This is a genomic window from Cellulosimicrobium sp. G4 BAM 1002 (genome assembly GCF_057126935.1).
Window position 1 is genome coordinate 4,590,733 of sequence record NZ_CP182109.1, and the last position, 24,808, is coordinate 4,615,540.

17 protein-coding genes are annotated in these 24,808 nt (G+C 71.5%); 9 read left to right on the plus strand and 8 right to left on the minus strand.

Annotated elements, in window-relative coordinates:
* Positions 1-180 precede the first annotated feature (180 nt).
* Positions 181-936, plus strand: a complete 756-nt coding sequence (locus ACMXGY_RS20485; RefSeq protein WP_483774815.1) for an SAM-dependent methyltransferase — start codon at positions 181-183, stop codon at positions 934-936.
* A 167-nt stretch (positions 937-1,103) separates the two neighbouring features.
* Here the strand turns inward: ACMXGY_RS20485 and ACMXGY_RS20490 are convergent, their stop codons facing one another.
* Positions 1,104-4,715, minus strand: a complete 3,612-nt coding sequence (locus ACMXGY_RS20490; protein ID WP_483774816.1) for a replicative DNA helicase — start codon at positions 4,713-4,715, stop codon at positions 1,104-1,106.
* Positions 4,716-5,146: 431 nt separating this feature from the next.
* On the opposite strand from ACMXGY_RS20490, the gene ACMXGY_RS20495 reads away from it, so the two are divergent.
* The gene (locus ACMXGY_RS20495) at positions 5,147-6,529 is read left to right on the plus strand and encodes an MATE family efflux transporter (RefSeq protein WP_483774817.1); all 1,383 of its coding nucleotides are present in this window, start codon (positions 5,147-5,149) and stop codon (positions 6,527-6,529) included.
* A 71-nt stretch (positions 6,530-6,600) separates the two neighbouring features.
* On the opposite strand, the gene rplI is transcribed toward ACMXGY_RS20495, so the two are convergent.
* From rplI to ACMXGY_RS20520, 5 genes are all read right to left on the minus strand, one after another.
* Positions 6,601-7,047 carry a 50S ribosomal protein L9 gene (gene rplI / locus ACMXGY_RS20500; protein WP_483774818.1) on the minus strand — a complete coding sequence of 149 codons (447 nt, stop codon included), beginning with the start codon at positions 7,045-7,047 and terminating at the stop codon, positions 6,601-6,603.
* A gap of 19 nt (positions 7,048-7,066) precedes the next feature.
* On the minus strand, positions 7,067-7,303 hold the full coding sequence (gene rpsR / locus ACMXGY_RS20505; RefSeq protein ID WP_483774819.1) for a 30S ribosomal protein S18: 237 nt from the start codon (positions 7,301-7,303) through the stop codon (positions 7,067-7,069).
* Positions 7,304-7,404: 101 nt separating this feature from the next.
* On the minus strand, positions 7,405-7,950 hold the full coding sequence (locus ACMXGY_RS20510; protein WP_483774820.1) for a single-stranded DNA-binding protein: 546 nt from the start codon (positions 7,948-7,950) through the stop codon (positions 7,405-7,407).
* Positions 7,951-8,106: 156 nt separating this feature from the next.
* Positions 8,107-8,397: a 30S ribosomal protein S6 gene (rpsF, locus tag ACMXGY_RS20515; protein WP_483774821.1), complete on the minus strand. Its 291-nt coding sequence runs from the start codon at positions 8,395-8,397 to the stop codon at positions 8,107-8,109.
* Between the two features lie 154 nt (positions 8,398-8,551).
* The gene (locus tag ACMXGY_RS20520; protein WP_483774822.1) at positions 8,552-10,933 is read right to left on the minus strand and encodes a transglycosylase domain-containing protein; all 2,382 of its coding nucleotides are present in this window, start codon (positions 10,931-10,933) and stop codon (positions 8,552-8,554) included.
* A gap of 401 nt (positions 10,934-11,334) precedes the next feature.
* On the opposite strand from ACMXGY_RS20520, the gene ACMXGY_RS20525 reads away from it, so the two are divergent.
* From ACMXGY_RS20525 to ACMXGY_RS20535, 3 genes are all read left to right on the plus strand, one after another.
* Positions 11,335-12,030 carry a PadR family transcriptional regulator gene (locus ACMXGY_RS20525; protein WP_483774823.1) on the plus strand — a complete coding sequence of 232 codons (696 nt, stop codon included), beginning with the start codon at positions 11,335-11,337 and terminating at the stop codon, positions 12,028-12,030.
* Positions 12,027-13,118 carry an inositol-3-phosphate synthase gene (locus ACMXGY_RS20530; protein ID WP_483774824.1) on the plus strand — a complete coding sequence of 364 codons (1,092 nt, stop codon included), beginning with the start codon at positions 12,027-12,029 and terminating at the stop codon, positions 13,116-13,118. The genes ACMXGY_RS20525 and ACMXGY_RS20530 overlap by 4 nt, the downstream gene beginning before the upstream one ends.
* 435 nt (positions 13,119-13,553) lie before the next feature.
* The gene (locus tag ACMXGY_RS20535) at positions 13,554-14,885 is read left to right on the plus strand and encodes an MFS transporter (protein ID WP_483774825.1); all 1,332 of its coding nucleotides are present in this window, start codon (positions 13,554-13,556) and stop codon (positions 14,883-14,885) included.
* On the opposite strand, the gene ACMXGY_RS20540 is transcribed toward ACMXGY_RS20535, so the two are convergent.
* On the minus strand, positions 14,886-16,112 hold the full coding sequence (locus tag ACMXGY_RS20540; RefSeq protein WP_483774826.1) for an epoxide hydrolase family protein: 1,227 nt from the start codon (positions 16,110-16,112) through the stop codon (positions 14,886-14,888).
* Positions 16,113-16,535: 423 nt separating this feature from the next.
* Here ACMXGY_RS20540 and ACMXGY_RS20545 point away from each other — a divergent pair, with 423 nt between their 5' ends.
* The gene (locus ACMXGY_RS20545; RefSeq protein WP_483774827.1) at positions 16,536-18,119 is read left to right on the plus strand and encodes an MDR family MFS transporter; all 1,584 of its coding nucleotides are present in this window, start codon (positions 16,536-16,538) and stop codon (positions 18,117-18,119) included.
* A 226-nt stretch (positions 18,120-18,345) separates the two neighbouring features.
* Here ACMXGY_RS20545 and ACMXGY_RS20550 read toward each other — a convergent pair whose 3' ends face one another.
* The gene (locus ACMXGY_RS20550) at positions 18,346-19,845 is read right to left on the minus strand and encodes a CCA tRNA nucleotidyltransferase (protein ID WP_483774828.1); all 1,500 of its coding nucleotides are present in this window, start codon (positions 19,843-19,845) and stop codon (positions 18,346-18,348) included.
* Positions 19,846-20,006: 161 nt separating this feature from the next.
* Here ACMXGY_RS20550 and ACMXGY_RS20555 point away from each other — a divergent pair, with 161 nt between their 5' ends.
* Genes ACMXGY_RS20555 through murJ form a run of 3 tightly spaced genes read left to right on the plus strand, consistent with a single transcriptional unit; the run spans position 20,007 to position 24,726 of the window.
* A complete protein-coding gene (locus ACMXGY_RS20555) occupies positions 20,007-20,651 on the plus strand; it encodes an NUDIX hydrolase (protein WP_483774829.1) in 645 nt (214 codons plus the stop codon).
* On the plus strand, positions 20,648-22,894 hold the full coding sequence (locus ACMXGY_RS20560; protein WP_483774830.1) for a DUF6049 family protein: 2,247 nt from the start codon (positions 20,648-20,650) through the stop codon (positions 22,892-22,894). Before ACMXGY_RS20555 ends, ACMXGY_RS20560 begins: the two co-directional genes overlap by 4 nt.
* Positions 22,891-24,726 (plus strand): murein biosynthesis integral membrane protein MurJ, encoded by a 1,836-nt coding sequence (gene murJ, locus ACMXGY_RS20565; RefSeq protein WP_483774831.1) that lies wholly within the window; start codon positions 22,891-22,893, stop codon positions 24,724-24,726. The genes ACMXGY_RS20560 and murJ overlap by 4 nt, the downstream gene beginning before the upstream one ends.
* Positions 24,727-24,808: the final 82 nt, after the last annotated feature.

The window sequence follows — 24,808 nt, forward strand, 5'->3', positions numbered from 1 at the left end:
CGGACCCGCGGCTGTACCTTGCACGACCTCGGGCGTGCCGGTCGGGTCGCGCAGGGTTGGTTGCACTCAGCGGTCCCACGGCGGCGGAAGAGGGCGTGTCTCGTGGCCGCGTGAGCCATAGGGTGATGGCTCGTCAGACGGCATCGGCGCGGGTAGGCGGTGGCCTGTAGCGTCGCCGAGATGGAACGCTCCGAGATCTTCGACATCGCCCACCTGCGCCATCCGATCGGGGCGCCGGTGGCGCCCGAGCGGCTACGCGAACTGGTCGGCTGGCTGAGCCCGAGCGACGGCGCCCGCGCCGTTGACCTCGGGTGCGGCGAGGGCGAGTGGCTGCAGGAGCTGCTGCTCGCCCACCCCGGAATCACCGGCGTGGGGATCGACCACATGCTCCCGGCCTCTGCCGCCCGGCGTGCCGAGGAACGGAAACTGAGCGACCGGGTGCGCTGGATCGAGACAGATGCCGCCACCTGGGACGACGGGGTCTTCGACGTGGTGCTGTGCATCGGTGCAAGCCACGCCTTCGGCAGGCTGGAGGAAATGCTGGCCGCTGTCAGGCAGCGCCTGCGCCCCGGTGGCCAAGCGCTGATCGGGGACAGCATCTGGGAGAGCGCCCCGTCGGCTTCTGCGCTGGCAGCGCTCGAGGTTTCCGTCGACGCCTATCCCGACCTCGCCGGCTTCGTGCAGGCCGTCCACGAGCACGGGTTCGAGCCGTCGTACGGGCACGTCAGCACGTTGGCCGAGTGGGACGACTACCAGTTCAGTTGGACCGGGTCGCTCGTCGACTGGGCCGTGCGGGAGGCCCCGACGACCGAGGATCGCGACCAGGCACTTGCCGCTGCACGTGAGAATCGCGATGCCTGGCTGAGCGGCGCACGACGCGAACTAGGGTTTGCCACCTTCGTCCTGCACGACATCGCCGTCAGCACGCGTGACTGACCGGCGTGCACGTCGCTGGCACGTGATGACTGCAGTCGTACTGCCGGACGCCGCCGCCGCACACGTCGCGCGTACGCCTGTGGTTGCTCAGGCAAAGCACTCCCCATGCAGCATGTGTGCAGGATTCTGCAATCTAGGCTGCACGTCGACAACAACAGTCGGGGAAATTACATCTGCATATCGGCGAAACGTTGGTAATGACCCTGGAACGCGACGGTGATGGTGTCCGTCGGTCCATTTCGGTGCTTGGCCACGATGAGATCGGCCTCGCCTGCGCGGGGTGACTCCTTCTCGTACGCGTCCTCACGGTGCAAGAGGATCACCACGTCAGCATCCTGCTCGATGCTGTTGTGCGCGGCGATCCCGTTCGCCACGAAGTTGTGGCCGTCGAGGACGGTCGCGTCGAAGACCTGCTTCTCCCCCATCGGCTCGATCGCGACGACCTCGTCCCACAACAGGTCGTTGACCGCCATGATCTCGAGCTCCTCGCTCTCGAGCACCTCGGCAATCTTGCCGAGCCGGTGCCTCGACGGCGCGTTCTTCCAGAGCGCGCTGCCGCAGAACTGGGTGCCGATCGCCGAGGCGAACTCACGGTGCGTCATGCCCCGCTCGATGAGGATCTCGCGGACGTCGTCCCACACACGGCGCGGGACGGTGTCGACGTTCGTGTTCGCACGGGTCTCCCGGATGATCTCGAGGAGCTTCGCGGCAGTGTCGCCTCGATCCCCGTGCACACCGATCTCCTGGAGGAACCGCCGCTGGTCGTCCACGCCGCTGACGTCCAGCGTGTAGCCCGGACGGTAGGACCCCTTGGGCGTCGCGGTCCGGACCCGGGTGGAGATGCCGAAGCGCAGAAGGAGACGTGACAGCCCGTCCACCAGGGAGCGAGAGGTCGAGGCGTAATAGATCCGCCCGCTGCGCCCGTTCTTGTTGATCGTCACCGAGCCGTCCGTCGCCCAGATGTGCTTGATGAAGAGCGCGATCTGACGCTTCGGAAGGTGGAACACGCTGGTCGGGATGAACTTCTCGTGGCTGCGAGCGCCGAAGAGGCCCATGTCGTCGAGCCACTCCGCGATGGGGTTCCGCCGCCCGCGTGCGAGTCGGTACGGAGCCGGTAGACGGAGGGTCGTGACGCGCGCAGCGGCGTAGTCATCGCGGATCGGGGTGATCCCGAAGGCGCCCGCAGCCTCGGAGACGGTTGCGAGGTTTCGCTCGTCGATCGACGCGTAGCGGATGGGCTGACGCTTGACGAACGAGCCGTCGCCGAGGAGGTGCGCCAGCATGACGACCTTGCGGTCATCCCACTCGGCGTTGCGCTCAGGGCCCGGGACGTGGCGCGGCACACCGATGCGCGAGCCGACCTCGAGGTCGCCGAGCGCGGTCCAGCCGTCGTAGGTGAGGAACGGGTGGTTCGCCGTCGCCTCGATCTCCTTGCCCGACGCCAGCCGCATCAGGAAGACCGGCTTCACCCCGGTGGGGAACACGTGCGTCAGGTGCCGACGCACATACTGCAGCCGATCGTTGAGCGCCCACACGGGGACGTCCTTGGCGTTGAGCGCGAACAGCTCACCCAGGCTCGTCTCCGCCCCCGTGTCGGCGCGCAGGATCTTGGTGTCCTCGGTCAGGCAGCCGGACTCACGGAGGTCGCTCATCTGGGGCTTCTTGTCCCCACGCTGCTCAGGACCACGGTTCAGCTGCGAGATCGCGATGACGGGGACCTCGAGCTCCTTCGCGAGCAGCTTGAGCGCACGGGAGAACTCCGAGACCTCCTGCTGACGGGACTCCACGCGCTTGCCCGAGCTCATGAGCTGGAGGTAGTCGATCACGACGAGCTTGAGGTCGTGCCGCTGCTTGAGGCGGCGGCACTTAGCACGGATCTCCATGAGCGACATGTTCGGCGAGTCGTCGATGAACAGCGGCGCCTCGGCGACCTTGCCCATCGTCGCCGCAAGCTTCTGCCAGTCCTGGTCGTCCATCTTGCCCGAGCGCATGCGCGTGAGCGGCACCTTCGCCTCGGCCGCGAGCATTCGCATGGTGATCTCGTTGCGACTCATCTCCAGGGAGAAGATGACGGACGCCATCTGGTGGTGCACCGCGGCGTGCGTCGCGACGTTGATGCCCAGCACCGAGTTGTGGGTGGGCACCATCGACCGGCTCGCCAGGTACAGGTGCGAGGGGTGCTCGACCTCCACGCAGCGCACCGGCACAGACGGCACGGGTCGCACGGCGACCACGAACCGCGACGTCAGCTTCGCTGTGGCCGGGCGTCGACGTTCCTTGTGGGCGAGGCGCTTGCGCTCGACCCGGAAGACGTCGTCGTTCGTCGTGAAGGTGATCGTGTAGGCCGTGGACGACTCCGCGCTGCGACCCTTCACCGTCCGCGCCGACCAGCCGCTGCGGTAACCCAGCGACAAGACGAGTTCCTGCACCTCGAGAGCGAGACCCTCGTCGGTCAGCGTGATCTGCACGCTGCCCTGAGCGCCGACTGCTCCCTTGCTGTCCAACAACCCCGCTAGCAGGTCTCGCCGCTGGGCCTCGCTCGCCCGAAGGTACCCCGGGGGGATGTGCTCCCCCAGCGCACGCAGACGCTCCGGGTCAGGCTGTACCTCGTGTCCCAGGCCCTCGATCCGCATCGCGATCTCAGGGTCGGCCGAGGTGAGCTCCGCCCGCCGCGAGCTGCCGTCGCCCAGCCAGACGCCGAGCGCGTACGGGTGGATCGGCAGCTCGACCTCCGGGAGGCTGAGCGGCGCCGCCGTCGCGATCGAGTGGTTCGCGCGCCTGTCGGCCGTCGCGCACCGCACGGTGGCCGCGAGCTCCTCGGTGGTGCGCACGGACGACTCGGGCGTCTCGCCGGCACGCACGCCGCGGCGCTGAGCACGTGACGAGGTCACCCACTGGTGCTGGGCGTCCGCGACGATGACCGTGCCGTCGTCGAGCTCGACCTCGTAGCAGGGCCGGTCGACCATCACGTCGGTCGCGGCGACGACGCGCGTCGGTGTCCCGTCGGCCGCCACGAGCAGGTCGCCGACGGCGACGTCGCCCATGGTCGTCCAGCCCGACGGCGTCGGGAGCGGCGTGTCCAGCGCGAGGGCCTTTCCAATGGCCGGACGTGCGGCCACGACGATCATCTGGCCGGGGTGGAGTCCGTTGGTCAGCCGGTCGAAGTCGGAGTAGCCGGTAGGGACGCCGGTCATGCCCTCCCCGCGACCCTGCGCGGCCTCGATCTCGTCGAACGTCGGGCCGAGGATCTCGGACAGCGGCAGGTAGTCCTCGGTCGTGCGCCGCTCCGTGACGGCGTAGACCTCGGCCTGCGCGTTGTTGACGATGTCGTCGACGTCGCCGCCGTCGGTCGCGTACCCGAGCTGCACGATGCGCGTGCCGGCCTCGACGAGGCGGCGCAGCACGGCGCGCTCGCGCACGATACGCGCGTAGTACCCGGCGTTGGCGGCCGTCGGGACGCCGGCCATGAGGTCGTGGATGTACGGGGCTCCACCGATGCGCTGGAGCTCGCCGCGCTTGGTGAGCTCCGCGACGACGGTGATCGCGTCGGCCGGCTCGCCCCGGCCGTAGAGGTCGATGATCGCCTCGTAGACGATCTCGTGGGCCGGGCGGTAGAAGTCGGACCCGCGGATCTGCTCGATGACGTCGGCGATGGCGTCCTTGGAGAGCAGCATGCCGCCGAGGACGCTCATCTCGGCCGCGACGTCCTGGGGAGGCGTCCGGTCGAAGCCCGACGGCCCCGCCCCCCCGTAGCTCTCCTCGAGCTCGTCGATCGACATGCGCCCCTCGTTCCCCCGGCGGCACGACCCTCCCGGACCGCACGCACCGAGCATCGCCCCGCGTCGTACACCTGTTCTACTGCGGGCCACCCACATGACTGTCCCGGTGGCCGCACCTCCCGCCCCGGACAGGTACGACCTCGCGACACTAGATCGCGGGTCCACACCCTGCAAACGGCCCTGTGCACGTACCGGTGGACAGACCGGCCGATCCTGTGGACACGCTCCCCGGTGCTGTGCACACCCGGTGGAAAACGGTGTGGACAACGAAGCAATCTCGCTGTGTACATCCCGCAAGGCCGCCTCTGACCTGCCTCTTCACTACCCTCAGGGGTGTGGACGAAAGAATGTCGGACGACACGCCGACGACACGCCGGACACCTCCCGGACAGTCGGGCGACACCGGCGCGCCATCCACCACCCCCCGTCGTGTGCCGTCGTCCACAACCTCACCCACACCTTCGCCGTCGCCTCCGCAGACACAGCGCCGCGCCCGTTCCCGGCTCGACCGCGAGATCCTCGCGCTGGCCGTCCCCGCCCTCGGGGCTCTCGTCGCCGAGCCACTGTTCGTGCTCGTCGACAGCGCGGTCGTCGGCCACCTCGGCACCTCCCAGCTCGCCGGGCTGTCCCTCGCCTCCACACTCCTCGTCACCCTCGTCGGCCTGTGCGTCTTCCTCGCCTACGCGACCACGGCCGCCGTCGCACGACGCGTCGGGGCTGGGCACGCCCGCGAGGCGCTCCAGTCCGGCGTCGACGGCCTGTGGCTCGCCGCGGGCCTGGGCGTCGCGCTGGCCGCGGCCCTGTGGGTCCTCGCGCCGTGGGCGGTCGGGGTGATGGGCGGGACGGGCGACGTCGCCGAGCACGCCGTCGTCTACCTGCGCTGGTCGGCGCTCGGACTGCCCGGCATGCTCCTCGTCCTCGCCTCCACCGGAGTCCTGCGCGGCCTCCAGGACACCCGCACGCCGCTGTGGGTCGCCGCGGGCGGCGCGACGTTCAACGCCGTGCTCAACGTGGTTCTGGTCTACGGCGCCGGTCTCGGCATCGCCGGCTCGGGCATCGGGACGGCGGTCGCGCAGCTGACGATGGGCGCCGTCCTGGTCGTCGTGGTCGTCCGCGGCGCACGGCGGCAGGGCGCGTCCATGCGACCCGCGGCAGGTGGCATCTGGGCGAGCGCACGCGCCGGCGCGCCCCTCTTCGTCCGCACTCTCTCGCTCCGCCTCGCGATCCTCCTCACGGTCTTCGTCGCGACAGGGCTCGGGGAGGTCACGCTCGCCGGCTACCAGGTGGTCACCTCGGTCTGGGGCCTCGCGGCGTTCGCGCTCGACGCCCTCGCCATCGCGGCGCAGGCGCTCGTCGGGTACGGGCTCGGGGCCGACGACGTCCCGCGCGTCCGCGCCGTCCTCCGCCGCACGCTGCAGTGGGGCGTCGCGGCGGGCGCCGCGATCGGCGTCGTCATGGCCGCGGGCGGATGGTGGTTCGCCCTGCTCTTCACCTCGGACCCGGACGTCCGCGCGGCGGTCGCGCTCGGCATGGCCGTGTGCGGGCTGCTCATGCCCATGGCGGGCTGGGTGTTCGTGCTCGACGGCGTCCTCATCGGAGCCGGGGACGGTCGGTTCCTGGCCTGGGCGGGCATGCTCACACTCGTGGTCTACGTCCCGGCCGCGCTCGCCGTGCTGCGCTGGGCGCCCGACGGCGCAGCGGGACTCGCGTGGCTGTGGCTCGCCTTCGCTGGGGTCTTCATGGCGGCGCGCGCGCTGACCACCGGGCTGCGCGCCCGCGGCTCGCACTGGATGGTCACCGGAGCCCCCGCCTGACGCTCTGCCCCGGAAGCACGAAGGCCCGGCACCTCGCGAGAGGGGCCGGGCCTTCGTGACTGCTCTGCAGATCAGGCAGCGACGACCTTCACCGCGAGGGTCGCGGAGACCTCCGGGTGGAGGCGGACGGAGACCGTGTAGTCCCCGGTCGCCTTGATCGGCTGACCGATCTCGATCTTGCGCTTGTCGACCGACGCGCCGGCAGCGTTGACCGCGGACGCGATGTCCGCCGTCGTGACGGCACCGAAGAGGCGACCGGCGTTGCCGGCCTTCGCCTCGACGACGACCGGCTTCGACTGCAGCGAGTCGCGGATCGCCTTCGCGTCGTCGAGCGACGCGATCTCGCGAGCCTTGCGCGCCTTGCGGATCGCGGTGATCTCGGACTCGGCGCCCTTCGACCACGGCGTGGCGAGCTTGCGCGGGACGAGGAAGTTACGGGCGTACCCGTCCTTCACCTCGACGACGTCGCCGGGCTCACCGAGACCGGTGACCTCGTGGGTCAGGATCAGCTTGGCCATGAGTTGTCTCCCTTCCCGCTCAGCGTGCCGTGGACGTGTACGGCAGCAGCGCCATCTCGCGCGCGTTCTTCACCGCACGGGCGATCTGACGCTGCTCCTGGACGGAGACGCCGGTCACGCGACGCGCACGGATCTTCCCGCGGTCGGAGATGAACTTGCGCAGCAGGACGGTGTCCTTGTAGTCGACCGACTCGATCTTGGCCGACTTCAGCGGGTTGGACTTCTTCTTGGGCTTGCGCACCACAGGCTTCGCCATGGTGTTGCTCCTCTACAAGGTGCGATCCCCGCGTGCGGTCCGCGCCGACGGCCGGCGCTGGTCCCACGGAGATGAGTGTGTGTTCTGGGTGTGGCGAACGGTCAGAACGGGGGCTCGTCGGAGAACGAGCCGCCGGACGACGCGGGGCCGGCCGTGGCCCACGGGTCGTCGCTCTGCTGACCGCCGCCGGAAGAGCTGAATCCACCGCCGGAGGAGCCGCCCGAGGGCGAGCCTCCGAAGTTGCCGCCACCGCCGCCGAAGCCGCCGCCACCGCCACCCGAGCGCTGGGCGCGGGTGACCTTCGCGGAGGCGTAGCGCAGGGAAGGACCGATCTCGTCCACCTGCAGCTCGACGACGGTGCGCTTCTCGCCCTCGCGAGTCTCGTACGAGCGCTGGACGAGGCGGCCCTGCGCGATGACGCGCATGCCCTTCGTCAGCGACTCCGCGACGTTCTCCGCGGCCTCGCGCCAGATCGAGCAGCGCATGAACAGGGTGTCCCCGTCCTTCCACTCGTTCGACTGGCGGTCGAAGGTCCGCGGGGTCGACGCCACCGTGAAGTTGGCCACCGCCGCACCCGAGGGGGTGAAGCGCAGCTCCGGGTCTCCCGTGAGGTTCCCGACAACCGTGATGACGGTGTCACCTGCCATGGCCTGCTCCTTCGTGTGTCGTCTGTAGTCCGTCGACGGCGCCGTGCGCCTGACTCGTACGCCTCTCGCGTCGGCTCATCCCATCACGCAGCGCCCACACGCGCTACGGCGTGCGGCGTACCTGTGGGGGACGCGCCGAGAGGGGTGCGGGGAGGGTCAGCGAGCGTCCGTGCGCAGGATCTTGGTCCGCAGGACGACCTCGTTGAGGCCGAGCTGACGGTCGAGCTCCTTGGCGGTGTCGGACGTCGACGTGAAGTCGACGACCGCGTAGATGCCCTCGGACTTCTTCTCGATGTCGTACGCCAGGCGGCGACGACCCCAGATGTCCACCTTGTCGACGGAGCCGCCGTCGGTCTTGATGACCGACAGGTACTTGTCGAGCGACGGGGCGACGGTGCGCTCCTCGATCTCGGGGTCGAGGATGATCATCAGTTCGTACTGACGCATGCGGATAACCCACCTCCTCTGGTCTTCGCGGTCACGGTCTCTCCGTGACAGGAGGGTTCATGCACTCATGCTTCTGCTGCCCGCGGTGCGGACAGCAGCTCCCCAGGGTACCCGCTCGTCGCGGGCCCCTGGAAATCTGTGCGGCTGCGGCCGGTCAGCCGGTGTTGCCCCCGCCGGAGCCTCCGCCGCCGCCGCCCGGGCCGCCGTTGCCACCGCCGCCGGGATCGTCGGTCTCGGTGGGCGTGGGTTCTGGCTCCTCCGGGTCCGGCTGCTGACCCGGGTCGGGCCCCTTCGAGACGACGAGCGCGATCGTCGACCCCGGCGGGACCTCGCTCATCGACGACTGGCTGATGACGAAGCCGCGCGGCTGCTGGTCGGAGAACTCCTCGGTGATCTGCACCTTGAGCCCCGCTGCCTCCAGCTGGGCGCGCGCTGCACGGCTCTCCATCCCGACCACGCCCGGGACCGCGACGTTCACCGGCTCCTCGACGGGCGGGGGCTCCTCGCTCGGCTCCTCGGTCGGTTCCTCGCTCGGGGTCTCCGTCGGCGTCTCGGTCGGCTCCGGCTTCGGCGGCGTGTACTTCGGGAACTCGCCGGGCGGCAGGTTCACGGTCGCGGCCTGCATGTACGACGTCCACGCCTCGACCGGCCAGGTGCCACCGGTGATCTCGGGCTCGCGCATGTCCGCCCACCTGCCGAAGGGCGTGATCTGCTCCTGCTCGTTGTTCGGCCCGACCTGGTAGAGGCCCACGACCGTGGCGAGCCCCGGCGTGAAGCCCGCGAACCACGCCGACTTGTTCTCGTTGGACGTGCCCGTCTTGCCCGCGGCGGGACGGCCGAGAGCCTGCGCCGCCTCGCCGGAACCCTGTTCGACGACCTGGGACAGCGCGTACGTCGTCGCCGCCATGACGTCGGCCTCGAACGCGGGCTCGCGCTTGTCGGGACCCGGCGCCTCGTAGACGAGGTTCCCGCGCGCATCGACGACCTTCGCGATGATGTGCGGCGTCGCCTTCTGGCCCTGTGCGGCGATCGTCGCGTACGCGTTGGTCAGCTCGAGCGGCGTCACGGTCGCGGTACCGAGGACGTTCGCGGCGTTCGCCTGCACCTCGGTGTCCTCGGAGATGCCGAGCCGGTGTGCCACCTCTGCGGTCTTCTCCGGGCCGGTCTCGATGTTGAGCTCGGCATATACGGTGTTGACCGAGTTCGCGGTCGCCTTGACGAGGTCGATGGTCCCGTAGGAGGCGTCACCGAAGTTCCGGACCTTCCAGTCCTGACCGTCGTTCGCCTCGGGGAACGTCTTGGGCTGGTTCCCGTCGTACCGCTCGTCGAGCGTGTGGCCGTTCTCCAGCGCCGCGATGAGGGTGAACGGCTTGAAGGTCGAGCCGCCCTGGGCGGCGCCGAGGGTCGCGTTGTTGTACTGGTTCGCCAGGAAGTCGGCCCCACCGTAGAGCGCACGGATCGAGCCGTCGTTCGGGTCGATCGACACGATGGCCGGGCGCAGGTTCGCGGAGACCGGGTTCTCGTCCCGGCCTTCCTGAGGGAGCCCGTTGACGGTGTCGACGGCCGCCTGCTGCATCGCCGGGTCGACGGTCGTCGTGACCTGGTAGCCGCCGGTGAGGAGCTTCTCCTCCGTGATGTCCAGCCGGGCGAGCTCCTCCTGCGCCATCGCGAGCAGGTAGCCGGACGGGCCGGCGAACTTGTTCGACCTCTCGTTGGGCAAAGGCTCGGGGAAGCCGGCCGCGACCGCCTCGTCGAACTGAGCCTTGTCGATGTGCCCGTCCTCGAGCATGTTGTCGAGCGTGCGCTTCCACCGGTGCTGCGCCTGCTCGGGGTTGTTCGCCGGGTCCCAGTTCGTCGGGTTCGGGATGATCCCCGCGATCATCGCCGCCTGCGAGACCGTGAGGTCCGCGGCGTTCACGCCGTAGAACTTCTCCGCAGCGACCTGGATGCCGTTCGCCCCGCGGCCGTAGTAGATCGTGTTGAGGTAGTTGCCGAGGATCTCGGACTTCTCCTGCTGCTGCGTGATCTTCAGCGCGAGGATCGCCTCACGGGCCTTGCCGGCGTAGTCGGTGACCGTGTCGGTGTAGTACCGCTCGACGTACTGCTGCGTGAGCGTCGAGGCGCCCTGCCGGCCGCCGCCCTTGATGTTGTTGTAGAAGGCACGGGCGATACCCCGGAGGTCGACGCCCGAGTTCGTCCAGAACGTGCGGTCCTCGGACGCGACGACGGCGTTGCCCACGTAGTCGGGCAACGTCGCGAAGTCGACGAGCTCGCGCTCCTCGGCGGCGAACGAGCCCATCTCCGCACCGTCGCCCCAGAAGACCGTGGACGTCTGGTCGTCGACGCCCGGCAGCTCGCCAGGCACCTCGGTCGTGTTCCACGCCGCGACGGCCAGTCCGGCGACGAGCGCGACGCCGGTCAGCATCGTGCCGACGACGACGCGCCACGACGGCAGCCAGCGGCGGAAGCCGCGGACGCGCGAGCGCGGGTAGTCGAAGAACCGACGACGTCCCTTCGTCCTCGTGGTTCGCGCCACGGTCAACCTTCCTCTGGGGGGCGTTCGGAGTGCGGCACGGAGAGCGCCACGGTGGTCCCGCGCGGGCGACCACGGCCCCACGGCGCGTCCCCCGGACGGGGTGCGCTGCGTCGTCGGGCACGGGCCGGCACACGCCAGACCACCCTGAACAATAGGGCGTCGCCCTGTCACGACAAGGGCTCCAGGGCGTGACAGCGCGATCGTGCGCCATTGATTCGCCCCGGCGTCCCGCCGCCTCCGCGGGTCCTTCACAACTGACCGCCCGGACGAGGCGCGCGTCAGGATTGCGCGACACATCGAGAGGACCTAACCTGCCGATGTATCGACTCGATACATCGAGTACGCTACCGAATGCTGCCGGCCCACGGCAGGACCGGCCGAGAGCAGCAGAGGAGGCGACCGTGCGCAGCAAGACCCCCGTGCTCGAGACCGCCATCCTCGGCCTGCTGAACGAGTCCCCGCTGCACGGGTACGAGCTGCGCAAGCGGCTCAACATCATGCTCGGCTCGTTCCGCGTGCTGTCGTACGGCTCGCTGTACCCGGCGCTCAAGTCGCTGGTGGCCCGCGGGCTCATCACCGGCACCGAGCAGTCGGCCGCGCAGACGGCGCTCGCCCCGGCCCTGTCGGGCAAGCGGGCGCGCATCGTCTACGAGCTGACCGCCGAGGGCAAGGAACACCTCCAGAGCGTGCTCGCGTCCTCCGGACCGGCCGCCTGGGAGGACGAGAGCTTCGACGTCCGGTTCGCGTTCTTCGCGCAGACCGACGCCGAGACCCGCATCCGCATCCTCGAGGGCCGGCGCACCCGGCTCACCGAGAGGCTGGAGGCGGTCAGGGAGTCCGCGGCTCGCACCCGCGAGCGGCTCGACGAGTACACGCTCGAGCTGCAGCGCCACGGACTCGAGCAGGTCGAGCGCGAGGTGCGCTGGCTCGACGGTCTCATCACCACCGAGCGCGACCGGACCTTCGGGCACCCCCGAGGGACCGGCCGAGCACGAACCAGCAGCACCCCGCATCCTGCGGAACCACCCGAGCAGGAGCCCGACGGCGCGAGGCGTCCCGAGGACCCTGGAACTACGAACACCAAGGAGCGAGGATGACCTCCATCCGCGTCGCCATCGTCGGCGTAGGCAACTGCGCATCGTCCCTCGTCCAGGGCGTGCACTTCTACCGTGACGCCGACCCGAGCAGCACCGTCCCGGGTCTCATGCACGTGCAGTTCGGCGACTACCACGTGTCGAGCCTCGAGTTCGTGGCGGCGTTCGACGTCGACGCGAAGAAGGTCGGCTTCGACCTCTCCGAGGCGATCAACGCCTCGGAGAACAACACGATCAAGATCGCGGACGTCCCGCCGCTGGGCGTGACGGTCCAGCGCGGCCCGACGCTCGACGGCATCGGCAAGTACTACGCGCAGACGATCGAGGAGTCGGACGCGGAGGCGGTCGACGTCGTCGCCGCCCTGCGCGAGGCCCAGGCCGACGTGCTCGTCTGCTACCTCCCCGTGGGCTCGGAGCAGGCCGCGAAGTTCTACGCGCAGGCCGCGATCGACGCCGGCGTGGCGTTCGTCAACGCGCTCCCCGTGTTCATCGCGTCCGACCCGGAGTGGGCCGCGAAGTTCGAGGAGGCCGGCGTGCCGATCGTCGGCGACGACATCAAGTCGCAGGTCGGCGCGACCATCACGCACCGCGTGCTCGCGAAGCTGTTCGAGGACCGCGGCGTCGTGCTGGACCGCACCTACCAGCTCAACGTCGGCGGCAACATGGACTTCAAGAACATGCTCGAGCGCGAGCGCCTGGAGTCGAAGAAGGTCTCCAAGACGCAGGCCGTGACCTCCAACCTCACCGGTGCCCTGGCCGGCAAGACGGAGGACCGCAACGTCCACATCGGCCCGTCGGACTACGTCGCGTGGCTCGACGACCGCAAGTGGGCGTACGTGCGCCTCGAGGGTCGCGCCTTCGGCGAGGTCCCGCTGAGCCTCGAGTACAAGCTCGAGGTCTGGGACTCCCCCAACTCCGCCGGCATCATCATCGACGCCGTGCGCGCCGCGAAGATCGCCAAGGACCGCGGCGTCGGCGGCCCGATCCTCTCGGCCTCGACGTACTTCATGAAGTCCCCGCCGGTCCAGATGGAGGACACGAAGGGCCGCGCCCAGCTCGAGGCCTTCATCGCCGGCGAGGTCGAGCGCTGACCTGACCCGTCCAGGTAGAACTCTGGTCCGCGGGTGGGGGCAGTCTCGGTGCTCGGGCTGCCGTGCCGTCGCCCTGGTCTTTCGGCCGGGGGTTCGCGAGCACGGCTTGACGCCCTTCGCATCCGAGTCTGCCCCTACCCGCTCGCCTGTCGCGTCGCCCGGGCCGACCGGCGATCTACCTGCGGCACCACGGCTCTACCTCACGGCACCACGGTTCTACCTCGGGCGCGTGACCACCGGCCCGAGGTGAGGCGGCATCGGGCGGGTCGGAGGGGGCGCCGCGTCGTGGTCGGGTCTGGCGGGAGCCGCGAGGAACGAGCGGCGGACGGTAGACGCGGCGGCGCCTCCGCCCCGACCTCCCAAGCCGACCGACGCCGTCGGGCACGGGGGACAACCGCATGTCCCGGCCGCCACGACGAAACGTAGGGTGAACGAGTGGGTGTGATCTCCGAGCTGCGGGCGCTGCTGCGTCTGGGCGGCTTCCGCAGGCTGTTCGCCGTCCGGCTCGTCTCGCAGGCGGGCGACGGCATGTTCCAGGTCGGCCTCGCGTCGCTTCTCTTCTTCTCGCCCGAGTCGCAGGGCACGGCCGCGGCGATCGCGGGTGCGTTCGCGGTGATGCTCGCGCCGTTCACCATCGTCGGTCCGTTCGCGGGCGTCTTCCTCGACCGCTGGCAGCGTCGTCAGGTGCTGCTCTGGGGCAACGCCGTGCGCGTGGTCCTCACGCTCGGGATGGCGGCGCTCATGCTGTCGGGCGGCGTGAGCGGGTGGATCTACGCCCTGGGTCTCGCGGCGCTGTCGGTGAACCGCTTCCTCCTCGCCGGCCTGTCCGCGGGCCTGCCGCGCGTCGTCGACGGGCCGTTGCTCCTGACGGCCAACTCCCTCACCCCGACGCTCGGCGCCGGCGCGGCATTCCTCGGCGGCGGCATCGGCTTCCTGCTCGGCCTGACGTTCGAGCCCGGCCGCGTCAAGGACTCCTCCGCGCTCGTGTGCGCGGCGCTGGTGTTCGGCGTCGCGTCGCTGCTCTCGCTGCGGCTGGGCCGCACGCAGCTCGGGCCGGAGCGGCCCGCGGAGTCGGCGATCCGATCCGAGATCGCCAGGGTCGCGCGCGGCCTGGTCGACGGCGCGCGGTACCTCGTCGCGCGGCGCACGCCGGGCCAGGCGCTGCTCGTCATGGCGACCCACCGGTTCCTCTACGGGGTCGTGTTCATCGCGTCGATCCTCATCTCGCGCAACCTCCTCGATCCCGGCAACCAGGACGCCGGGCTCGCGACGTTCGCGATCGTCGTCGGCCTCACGGGTGTCGGCGGCGCGGGCGCGATGGTCCTGACACCGACGCTCTCTCGCTACACCGGGCCGCAGGCGTGGATCGCCATCATGCTGCTGCTCGCAGCACTGAGCCAGGTCCTGCTGCTCACGACGCCGTCGCGCGCCGTCGTGTACACCGGTGCGGCGCTGCTGGGCCTCGCCGCGCAGGGCACGAAGATCGCCGTCGACACGATCGTCCAGCGCGACACGGACGACGCGTTCCGCGGGCGCGCCTTCGCCTTCTACGACGTCCTCTACAACGCGGCGTTCGTCGGTGCCGCCGCCCTCGCGGCGTTCACCCTCCCCGACACGGGCTGGTCGCGACCGGTGTTCGTCGTCCTCGCGGTGGCGTACGTGCTCGCCGCGGTCGTGATCTGGACGCGCGGCGCACGGACGCCTGCCGAGGTCGGGGACGCCGTCATGCCCGACGCCGCGGCGACGTCGGGCACGACGCGCCGCTGATCAGGGGTTCGCGCCCTGCTCGAGCTCCGCGGCGAAGGCCCGCAGGTCGTCGACGACGAGCTGCGGCTCCTCGAGCGCGGCGAAGTGCCCACCGCGCGGCATCGTCGTGTACCGCCGGACGTCGAAGAACCGCTCCGCGTACTCGCGCGGCGGCTGCGTGATGTCGCGCGGGAAGACCGCGAGCGCCGTCGGCACGTCGATGCGCGCGGACCAGGCACCGCCGTCCTCCCCGCCGGACCACGCGACCCCGGGGTCCTCGATCCCGCCCGGCCACGCGCCGTCGGACCCTGAGTCCGAGGCGTCGCCCCAGTCGGCGTCGAGCCCTTCGTTGTACAGGCGCATCGACGACCGGATCGAGTTGCGCACCCAGTAGAGCATCACGTTCGTGAGCAGGTCGTCGTCGGACGGCAGGGTCTCGGACAGGTATCCGAAGTGGTCGACGAGCCACGCGGCGAGCCCCACGGGTGAGTCGCTGAGGGCGTAGGACAGCGTGAGCGGGCGCGACGACTGGATCCCGACGTACCCGCCGTGCGTCTCTCCCCAGGCGTCGACCGCGGCGAACATCGCGCGCTCCGCGTCACTGGCCGTGTCGTGGTCGACGAGGAAGAGGTTGGGGAACGGGACGTCGGTGAGGTGGAGGCCGACGACGCGGTCGGGGTGCGCGCGGGCTACCTCCTGCGCGACGACGCTCCCCCAGTCGCCACCGTGCACCAGGTAGCGCTCGTAGCCCAGCCCTTCCATGAGGCGCGCGACCACGTCGGCGCTCTGCTCGCCGCTCACCGCCCCGGCGTCGGGCTGGTCCGAGAAGTCGAACCCGGGCAGCGACGGCACGACGACGTCGAACACCGCCTCGTCCGCCCCGGCGCCGGGGTCGCGCCCCGTGAGGCGGTCGACGACGTGCGCGAAGCGGTAGAACGAGTCCGCCCAGCCGTGCAGCAGCAGGAGCGCGGGCACGCCCGGACGCACGGCACGCTCGTGCACGGCGTGGACGTCGCGGCCGTCGATGCTGGCGACGACGTGCTGGAACCGGTTGAGGCGGGCCTCCTGCGCCCGCCAGTCGTAGCCGTCGGCCCAGAGCGCGGCGAGGCGGCGCATGGTCGACATCTCCGTGCCACGCTCCCAGCCGTCCTCCTCGGGCTCGGAGGGCCAGCGGGTGCGGGCGAGCCGCTCGTGCAGGTCGTCGAGCTCGGCCTGCGGGACGTCGATCGAGAACGGTCGGATCTCCATGAGGGCCTCCGGTGCCTGGGCTGGGGTTCGACGACGACGCTACGCGCGGTAGCGGTCAGGTCCTGGCCTCTCCTCGGGGCGGGGTTCGTCGATCGCGCCCGGGATCCGAACCCGGCGTTCTGCTCGCGGCAGCACCGATGAGTTCGGGCCCGAAAAGAGGTCGTCACGTCGGTCGGGAATAACGCAGGATGGTGGATGGTCGTACAGGGTACGGATCGACGTGGCGCACGCCGCGGCGGACGCCCGCTCGTCGGCTCGCCCCGTCCGGGTCTCCCGCGACACCTGACTGACCAGTGACCCCTACCTGATCGACACCGCCGTCGCGTGCCTGCGCACGCGATATCTGTGCTGCCCGCGCAGCCCCCGCCCACAGCCGGCCTGGACCACGACCGGCGCACCGACCGACGCGAGCGGAGACACCCCGTGCCAGCATCACCCTCCCCCGACACCACCGCCCGCTCCGCCCCGACTGCCTCGACGGACGCACACGGTTCCCACGGGCCGACCGGCCTGCAGCCGGACCGGCTGCCTCGCGCGGACTTCCTCGTCATCGCACTGCTCCTGGTGTCGGCGTTCGTCGTGATCCTCAACGAGACGACGATGAGCGTCGCGCTCGCGCCGCTCATGGACGACCTCGGCATCACGGCGAGCACCGGACAGTGGCTCACGACGGCGTTCATGCTCACGATGGCCGTCGTCATCCCGGCGACCGGCTTCCTGCTCCAGCGTCTCGGCACGCGCGGCGCCTACCTGCTCGCGATGTCGTTGTTCAGCGCCGGCACGCTCCTCGCAGCGATCTCCCCCGGCTTCGGCTGGCTCCTCGCGGGCCGCGTCGTGCAGGCTTCCGGCACGGCGATCATGATGCCCCTCCTCATGACGACGATCATGACGCTCGTCCCGCCGTCGATCCGCGGCAAGGTGATGGGCAACATCTCGATCGTCATGGCGGCGGCGCCCGCGCTCGGCCCGTCGATCTCCGGCCTCATCCTCGACTCGCTCAGCTGGCGCTGGGTGTTCGGGATCGTCCTGCCGATCGGGCTCGTCGCCCTGACGCTCGGCTTCCTGTACATCCGCGACGTCGCCGACCGTACGCACTCGCGCCTCGACCCCTTCTCGCTGGTCCTGGCCGCGTTCGCGTTCGGTGGCCTCGTCTACGGCCTCTCGAGCATCGGCGAGGCGGCCCGCCACACGCCGGTCGTGCAGCCGTGGGTCCCGATCGTCCTCGGCGCCCTGTTCCTCGGCGCCTTCGCCTGGCGCCAGCTCGTGCTCCAGCGCGAGGACCGGGCGCTGCTCGACCTGCGGGTCTTCCTGCACCGCGGGTTCAGCGTGCCGCTCGGCATCATGGCCGTCGGCATGACCGCGATGTTCGGCTCGCTCATCCTCCTGCCGCTGTTCCTGCAGGACGCGATGGGCCTGGAGCCGCTCGCGACGGGTCTGATCGTCCTCCCGGGCGGTCTGCTCATGGGTCTGCTCGGCCCGACCGTCGGGCGTCTCTACGACCGCGTCGGCCCGCGCCCGCTCGTCATCCCGGGCGTGAGCGTCGTGGCGGTCGCGCTCGCCGCGTTCACCACGATCCACGCCGACTCCTCGTCGTGGTTCGTCCTTGCGCTGCACGTCACCCTCAGCCTGGGCCTCGCGTTCATGTTCACGCCGCTGTTCACGTCCGCGCTCTCCGCGCTGGAGCCGCACCAGTACTCGCACGGCTCCGCGTCGATCGGCACGGTGCAGCAGCTCGCGGGTGCCGCCGGCACGGCGATGTTCGTGGCCGTCATGACCACCCGGTCCATCGCCTACGGCGAGGAGGGCGCGTCCCCGCAGGTCGCGCTCGCCGAGGGTGTCGGCGACGCGTTCGTCTGGGGCACGGCGGTCATGCTCGTCGCCGTCGGCCTCTCGTTCCTCCTCCGCAAGTCCCCGGCCCCAGCCGGCCACGGACCGACCCACGACGCACCGGAGCCCAGCGCGGCCCGCGCGAAGGAGGACGCCGTCTTCGCGGACGACGAGGCCTGACCCTCCCGCGGGGGCCGGCGCCGAGCACGCCCCAGCGCGCCGTCGAGCACGACATGGGTGCCGTCATCCACCGGATGGCGGCACCCACGTCATGTTCGGCCGATCAGGGTGCACGCCGCCGGGCCGGACCTCCACCCGGCCTGACCACGGTTCTACCTGGCCGAACCACGGTTCTACCTCGGCGCCGCCCCCACCGCGAACCCGACCACCGCGAACCCGGAGCACCTCAGGAAGCCGACGACTCCGGCTGCTCGGCCCACCACTGCAGCAGGTCAGCGCGCGCGGTCTCCTCGTCGACCGGACCGCGGTCGAGCCGCAGCTCCAGCAGGTGCTTGTACGCACGCCCGACGACCGGACCCGGCCGGATCCCGAGGATCGCCATGATCTGCTGCCCGTCGAGGTCTGGCCGGACGGCGTCGAGCTCTTCCTTCGCCTGCAGGTCCGCGATCCGCTGCTCGAGGCCGTCGTACGACTCGCGCAGGCGCTGGGCCTTGCGCCGGTTGCGCGTCGTGCTGTCGGCGCGTGTGAGGCGGTGAAGGCGCTCGAGGAGCGGTCCGGCGTCGGTCACGTAGCGGCGCACGGCGGAGTCGGTCCACGTTCCCTCGCCGTACCCGTGGAACCGCAGGTGCAGCTCGACGAGGCGTGCGACGTCCTTGACGACCTGCTTGTCGTACCGCAGCGCCTTGAGCCGCTTCGCGACCATCTTGGCCCCGACGACCTCATGGTGGTGGAAGCTCACACCGCCGCCGTCCTCGAAGCGCCGGGTCGGCGGCTTGCCGACGTCGTGGAGGAGCGCTGCGAGCCGCAGCACGAGGTCCGGGGCCGGGACGGCGCCGTCGGGCCCGGTCTCCTGGGCGATCGCCTGGTCGAGCACGGTGAGCGAGTGCTCGTAGACGTCCTTGTGCCGGTGGTGCTCGTCGATCTCGAGCTTGAGCGCGGGCAGCTCGGGCAGCACGTGGTCCGCGAGGCCGGTGTCGACGAGGACCTCCAGGCCGCGCCGCGGCTCGGCGGCGCACAGGAGCTTGGAGAGCTCGTCCCGCACGCGCTCGGCGGACACGATCTCGATCCGTTCCGTCATGAGGACGAGTGCGGCGAGCGTCCCGCCGTCGACGTCGAACCCGAGCTGGGCGGCGAACCGTGCCGCGCGCAGCATGCGCAGCGGGTCGTCGTCGAACGACCGCTCGGGCGCGATCGGCGTGCGCAGCACCTGGCGCTCGAGGTCGGCCAGGCCGTCGAACGGGTCGACGAACGCCATCTCCGGCACGCGGACGGCCATCGCGTTGACGGTGAAGTCGCGTCGCGAGAGGTCTCCCTCGAGCGTGTCGCCGAACGCGACCACGGGCTTGCGCGACGCGGGGTCGTACTCGTCCGTGCGGTACGTCGTCACCTCGACGACGAGCTCGTCCCCGGGCCCGCGGCGGCCGAACCGCTTGGCGCCGATCGTGCCGAACTCCTTGCCGATGTCCCAGTGCGCGTCGCCCCAGCGCGCGAGGAGGGCCTGCGTCTCGTCGGGCGAGGCCGACGTCGCGAAGTCCAGGTCGTTGCTCGCGCGCCCGAGGAAGGCGTCGCGCACGGGTCCGCCGACGAGCGCGAGCTCGTGGCCGGCGTCCCGGAACAGCTCGCCGAGCTCGATCGCGGCGGGCGCCATCTCGGTGAGCACCGCGAGCGCGCGGCGTTGCAGCTCGATCGCCGCAGGGGTCGGCAGGGGGGACGAAGACGGGGGCACGACACCCAAGCCTGCCAGATCACGGGGCGCCGGTGCCCGAGGGGTGCGTGCCCACTCGGTAAAGTTGCGTCATGTCCACCCCTGCGCACGCCCACGAGCCCCGGAGGGATCCGGCGGACGCGCGTGGGAGCAGGGGTCCGGGAACCGGGACGAGCCGGCCGGTGCCGGTGCCCGCCCCGCCCGGCGGTCACGCCCTGCGCATCGACCCCGGCGCCCGACCGGCCCCGACGCCCCCTCCGCTGCCCGTCGTCGACGAGGTGTCCGCGGGCGGGCTCGTCATCTCCGTCACCGGCGGGTTCCCGCGCGCCGCGATCATCGCCCGGCGCAACCGCGGCGGTCGGCTCGAGTGGTGCCTCCCCAAGGGTCACCTCGAGGGCGTCGAGACGCCCGAGCAGGCCGCGGTCCGCGAGATCGCCGAGGAGACGGGGATCGAGGGTGCGATCCAGGAGCCGCTCGGCGTCATCGACTACTGGTTCACGGGCGACGACCGCCGCGTGCACAAGGTGGTCCACCACTTCCTCCTGCGTGCGACCGGGGGTTTCCTCACGGTCGAGGGCGATCCCGACGGCGAGGCGGAGGACGTCGCGTGGATCCCGGTCGTCGAGCTCCCGGAGCGCCTGGCGTACCCGAACGAGCGGCGGATCGCGGCGGTCGCGCAGAGCGTCCTCGAGGGCCGGCCGGCACGGTTCCACGGAGTCGTCGAGAGTAGGGTGACCAGGACGATCGTCCGCTCGCCCGGCCGCCCGCACGACGGCCGCGGCGGTCCGGTGCCGCCCTCCCCACGGAGCTCGACCGACCACTCATGACGCCCACCCCCTCGCGCGCCGCGCGCACCCGCGGCGCCGTGCCGGTCCTGCTCCTCGCCCTGGTCGTCGTCGTGCTCGCGCTCGTCGGGGCGGTCGTCCCGGGCGCGACCGCGGGCGCCGTCGTCCCGGCAGCCGCCACGATCCCTGCCGACACCACGCCCGCTCCCGACGGCGAGGTCACGGTCGAGATCACGTCGCTCGCTCCGTCGGTCCTCGCGCCGGGCGGGACGCTCGACGTCGCCGCGCGCGTCACCAACGGGACCGCGGCGACGCTCGAGTCCCCCGCCGTCGCGCTCGGCATCGACGGTCGTGCGTTGAGCACGCGCTCGTCGCTCGAGAACTGGGTGACCGCAGACGTCGCCGGGCGGGTCGGTTCCCGGGTCACGACGCAGGACGTGGCGCCCGTCGCCCCGGGAGCGAGCGTCGACGTCGCGTTCTCCGTGCCGGCGGCACAGCTGGGCCTCGGTGCGGGCAGCGACTGGGGCCCGCGCGGCCTGTCGCTCACGGTGTCCGACGCCGGCGCTCGCGTGGCCGTCCAACGCACCTTCGTCATGTGGGCACCGCCCGACGACGTCACCCCTCTGCGCCTGAGCGTGGTCGCGGCCGTGACCGGTCCGCCCGTGGACCCGGACCCCGAGGCGTACGCCGACGCGCTGTCCGTGGCGACGGGCGACGACGGTCGGCTCGGTCGGCTCCTCGAGGCGACCGGTGGACGCACCGCCGTCTCCTGGGTGGTCGACCCCGCCCTGGTCGCCGCGGCGGCTGCGGCTCCCGATCCCGCCGTCACCGCCTGGGCGGACGACCTGGTCGCCGCGACGCAGGGCCGCTCCACCTTCGCGCTGCGGGCCTACGACCCCGACGTCGCGGCGTTCGCCCGTGCGGGGCTCCCCCTCCCCGAGGGCACCCCCCTGCCGGGCTCGGACCCCTCTCCCGCGGACCAGTCCGCCCAGACACCGGCGAGCGCGTGGCGCACCGACCTCGCCTGGCCCGCAGACACCGTCCCCGACCTCGCGACCGTCACGCTCGCCGCCTCCTCGGGCGCCACGTCCGTCGTCGTCGGCGGCGACGCGCTCGTGCCCGACGAGGCGCTCACCTACACGCCGTCGGGCTCGGCCTCGGTCTCCACGTCGGCGGGCGTCGTGACCGCGCTCGTCCCCGACCCCGTGCTCACGCGACTCGTGGCGGCAGGTGCCGGGTCGGGCGTCTCCGCGACCCAACGACTGCTCGCGGAGACCGCCGTGATCGCGCGCGAGCGTCCCGCCGACTCGCGACACGTCGTCGTCGCTCTCCCTCGCACCTGGGACGTGGACCCCGGCACCTTCTCCGCGCGTGCCGACGCGCTGGAGAGCGCGGCGTGGGTCGAGCTCGCGCCGGTGGACGAGCTCCTGGCGGCCACGCCGCCCGACGTCGCCCGCTCGGCCCTGCCCGACGCGACCGCCGCCGCCCCGGAGGAGATGCCCGCGGCACAGCTCCTCGCGCTGAACCGGTCACGGTCGGACGTCGCGGCGTTCGCCACCGTCGCGGGTGACCCGGCCGCGATCACACGACCGCTCGAACCCGGCTTCGTCACGCCGAGCGCGATCGCCTACCGGGGCGCGACCGACGCCCGCGCCGGCGCGGTCCTGCACGCACAGCAGGCGGCGGACCGGGTCCGCGGCAGCATCTCGGTGCTTCGCGGCTCCACGTTCCTCTTCATCGCCGAGCAGGAGTCGCTGCCCGTCCGGCTGAGCAGCACGCTGGAGCAGGACGCGACCGTGCAGGTCGTCCTCCGCCCCGACGACCCGCGCCTGCGCGCGCCCGAGCGCCAGACGGCGACCATCCCCGCGGCGACGCGGGACGCCGACGGCGCGCTCGTCGCGTCGACGACGTCCGTGGACGTCCCGGTCGAGGCGTTCGGCAGCGGCAACGTGACGGTCGAGGTCGAGCTCGTCAGCGCCGCCCAGCCGCAGGTGCGCGTCGCCGAGCCCGAGGCGTTCGTCGTGCGGGTGCGGGCCGACTGGGAGTCGGTCGGCACGACCGTCGTCGCGGTGCTCCTCGTGATCGCGTTCGTCGCGGGGATCTGGCGCACGATCCGCCGTGGCCGGTCGCCCCGGCGCGTGCCCGGCGCCACCCTCGAGCAGCCGACCGTGCCGCCGTCGTCGGCCGCCGCCCCGTCTGCCGGCCAGAGCGCCGACCCGGCTGTTACCCCGGCGACGAACGAGGCGACGCACGTCAGTACGCCGGACGAGGAGCCGGACCGGTGAGCCGCGACCAGCCGCGCCACGTCCGTCGTCGAGGTGCCGGACGAGGTGCGCGCCCGGGTACCACCCGCGACGACGTCACGGCCGGCACCGGGGCCCTCCCGGGCGACCCCGCGGCATCGGGCACGCCGGACGCGACCGCCGAGGGCGCGGTGGGGGAGACGCCACCGGCGCGAACGGGTGGCCTCGGGCGCTCGTCCGCGCTCATGGCGTCCGGCACGTTCGTGTCTCGGGGCCTCGGTCTCGTGCGCAACGTCCTGCTGGTGGCCGCGATCGGGACGACCGGCCTCGTCGCCGACGCGTTCGACATCGCCAACAAGATCCCCAACGTGCTCTTCGCGATCCTCGCCGGGGGCGTGCTCAACGCGGTGCTCGTCCCACAGATCGTGCGCGCCTACCGCGCGCGCAACACGCAGGAGCGGCTCGACAAGCTGCTCACGCTGTCCGGCGTCGTCCTGCTCGGGCTCTCCGCGCTCCTCACGGCCGGGTCCGCCCTGCTCGTGGCCGTCATGTCCGGTCCGGGGTGGTCCGGGCCGCAGACGTCGCTCGCGGTCGCGTTCGCGTTCTGGTGCACGCCGCAGCTCTTCTTCTACGGCCTGTACACGCTGCTCGGCCAGGTGCTCAACGCCCGCGGCCAGTTCGGCCCCTTCATGTGGGCCCCCGCGCTGAACAACGTCGTCTCGATCATCGGGTTCGCCGCCTTCATCCTGGTCTACGGGCCCGCGGCCACCGGCAACGTCGACGACCTGACCCAGTGGGACGGCACCAAGATCGCGCTCCTCGCCGGGACCGCCACTCTCGGGGTCGCAGCCCAGGCGCTCATCCTCGTCGTCCCGCTGTGGCGCGCCGGCTTCCGCTGGCACGTGCGGTTCGGGATGCGCGGCATCGGGCTGCGGTCCGCGGGTCAGGTCGCGCTGTGGACGTTCGCCGCCGTCATCCTCGAGCAGGTAGGTGTGATCGCGACGACGCAGTTCACCTCCGAGGCGCCGCTCGCCGCCGCGGAGGCCGGGACGGACCCGCTCGGCGTCGCGGGCAACGCCGCGTACACGCAGGCGCTCATGATCTACCTCCTCCCCCACTCGCTCGTCACCGTGTCGATCGCGACGGCGCTGTTCACCGGCATGAGTGCCGCCGCGCACGCGGGTGACCTCGGGCGCGTCCGGCACGACCTGTCACGCGGGGTGCGCACCGTCGGGGTGTTCACGGTCTTCGCGACCGCCGTCTTCGTCGTGCTCGCCCAGCCGATCACCAAGCTCCTCGTGCCGTCCGTCAGCGCCGCATCGGGTGCCGCCGTCGCGCAGGTGCTCGTCGCGATGGCGTTCGGCCTCGTCCCGCTCGGCGGGATGGTCCTCATGAAATGGGTGTACTACGCCTTCGAGGACGGCCGGACGGTCTTCTGGATCCAGGTGCCGGGCACGATCGTCCTCGTCGGTCTGGCCTGGCTCGGGACGCGGACGCTCGACCCTCAGTGGTGGGTCGTCGGGGTGGGTGCGGCGATGAGCCTGTCCAACGTCGTCGCCGTGGGCCTGCGCACCGTCGGCCTGCGCCGCACGCTGCGTGGCCTCGACGGCGCGCGCATCCTGCGCCTGCACGTCAAGGCGACGCTCGCCGCGCTCGCCAGCGCCGCGGCCGGGTGGGGCGTGCTCCGCGCCTACGTCGCCGTCGTCGGCGAGGTCTACGGACTCTCCTGGTGGCACGCGCTCGCGCTCGTGGCGGTGGCGGGTACCGTCATGACCGCCGTGTACGTCGGGTCCCTCAAGCTCATGCGCGTCCGCGAGCTCGACCAGCTCGCCGCACCGGTCGTCGGCCGCGTCCGTCGGATCGTGCGCCGGTGAGCGGGCCGGCGCGTGCCGTCCCAGAACGGGTGAAATCTGGCCCAACGGGACCCACGTACCATGGTGTGTCGACCATGAGTCT

Coding starts and splice junctions, on each gene's coding strand:
- rpsR (WP_483774819.1), bottom strand. CDS start 7,303: ATGGCGAAGCCTGTGGTGCGCAAGCCCAAGAAGAAGTCCAACCCGCTG.
- ACMXGY_RS20510 (WP_483774820.1), bottom strand. CDS start 7,950: ATGGCAGGTGACACCGTCATCACGGTTGTCGGGAACCTCACGGGAGAC.
- ACMXGY_RS20485 (WP_483774815.1), top strand. CDS start 181: ATGGAACGCTCCGAGATCTTCGACATCGCCCACCTGCGCCATCCGATC.
- rplI (WP_483774818.1), bottom strand. CDS start 7,047: ATGGCCAAGCTGATCCTGACCCACGAGGTCACCGGTCTCGGTGAGCCC.
- ACMXGY_RS20540 (WP_483774826.1), bottom strand. CDS start 16,112: ATGGAGATCCGACCGTTCTCGATCGACGTCCCGCAGGCCGAGCTCGAC.
- ACMXGY_RS20530 (WP_483774824.1), top strand. CDS start 12,027: ATGACCTCCATCCGCGTCGCCATCGTCGGCGTAGGCAACTGCGCATCG.
- rpsF (WP_483774821.1), bottom strand. CDS start 8,397: ATGCGTCAGTACGAACTGATGATCATCCTCGACCCCGAGATCGAGGAG.
- ACMXGY_RS20560 (WP_483774830.1), top strand. CDS start 20,648: ATGACGCCCACCCCCTCGCGCGCCGCGCGCACCCGCGGCGCCGTGCCG.
- ACMXGY_RS20490 (WP_483774816.1), bottom strand. CDS start 4,715: ATGTCGATCGACGAGCTCGAGGAGAGCTACGGGGGGGCGGGGCCGTCG.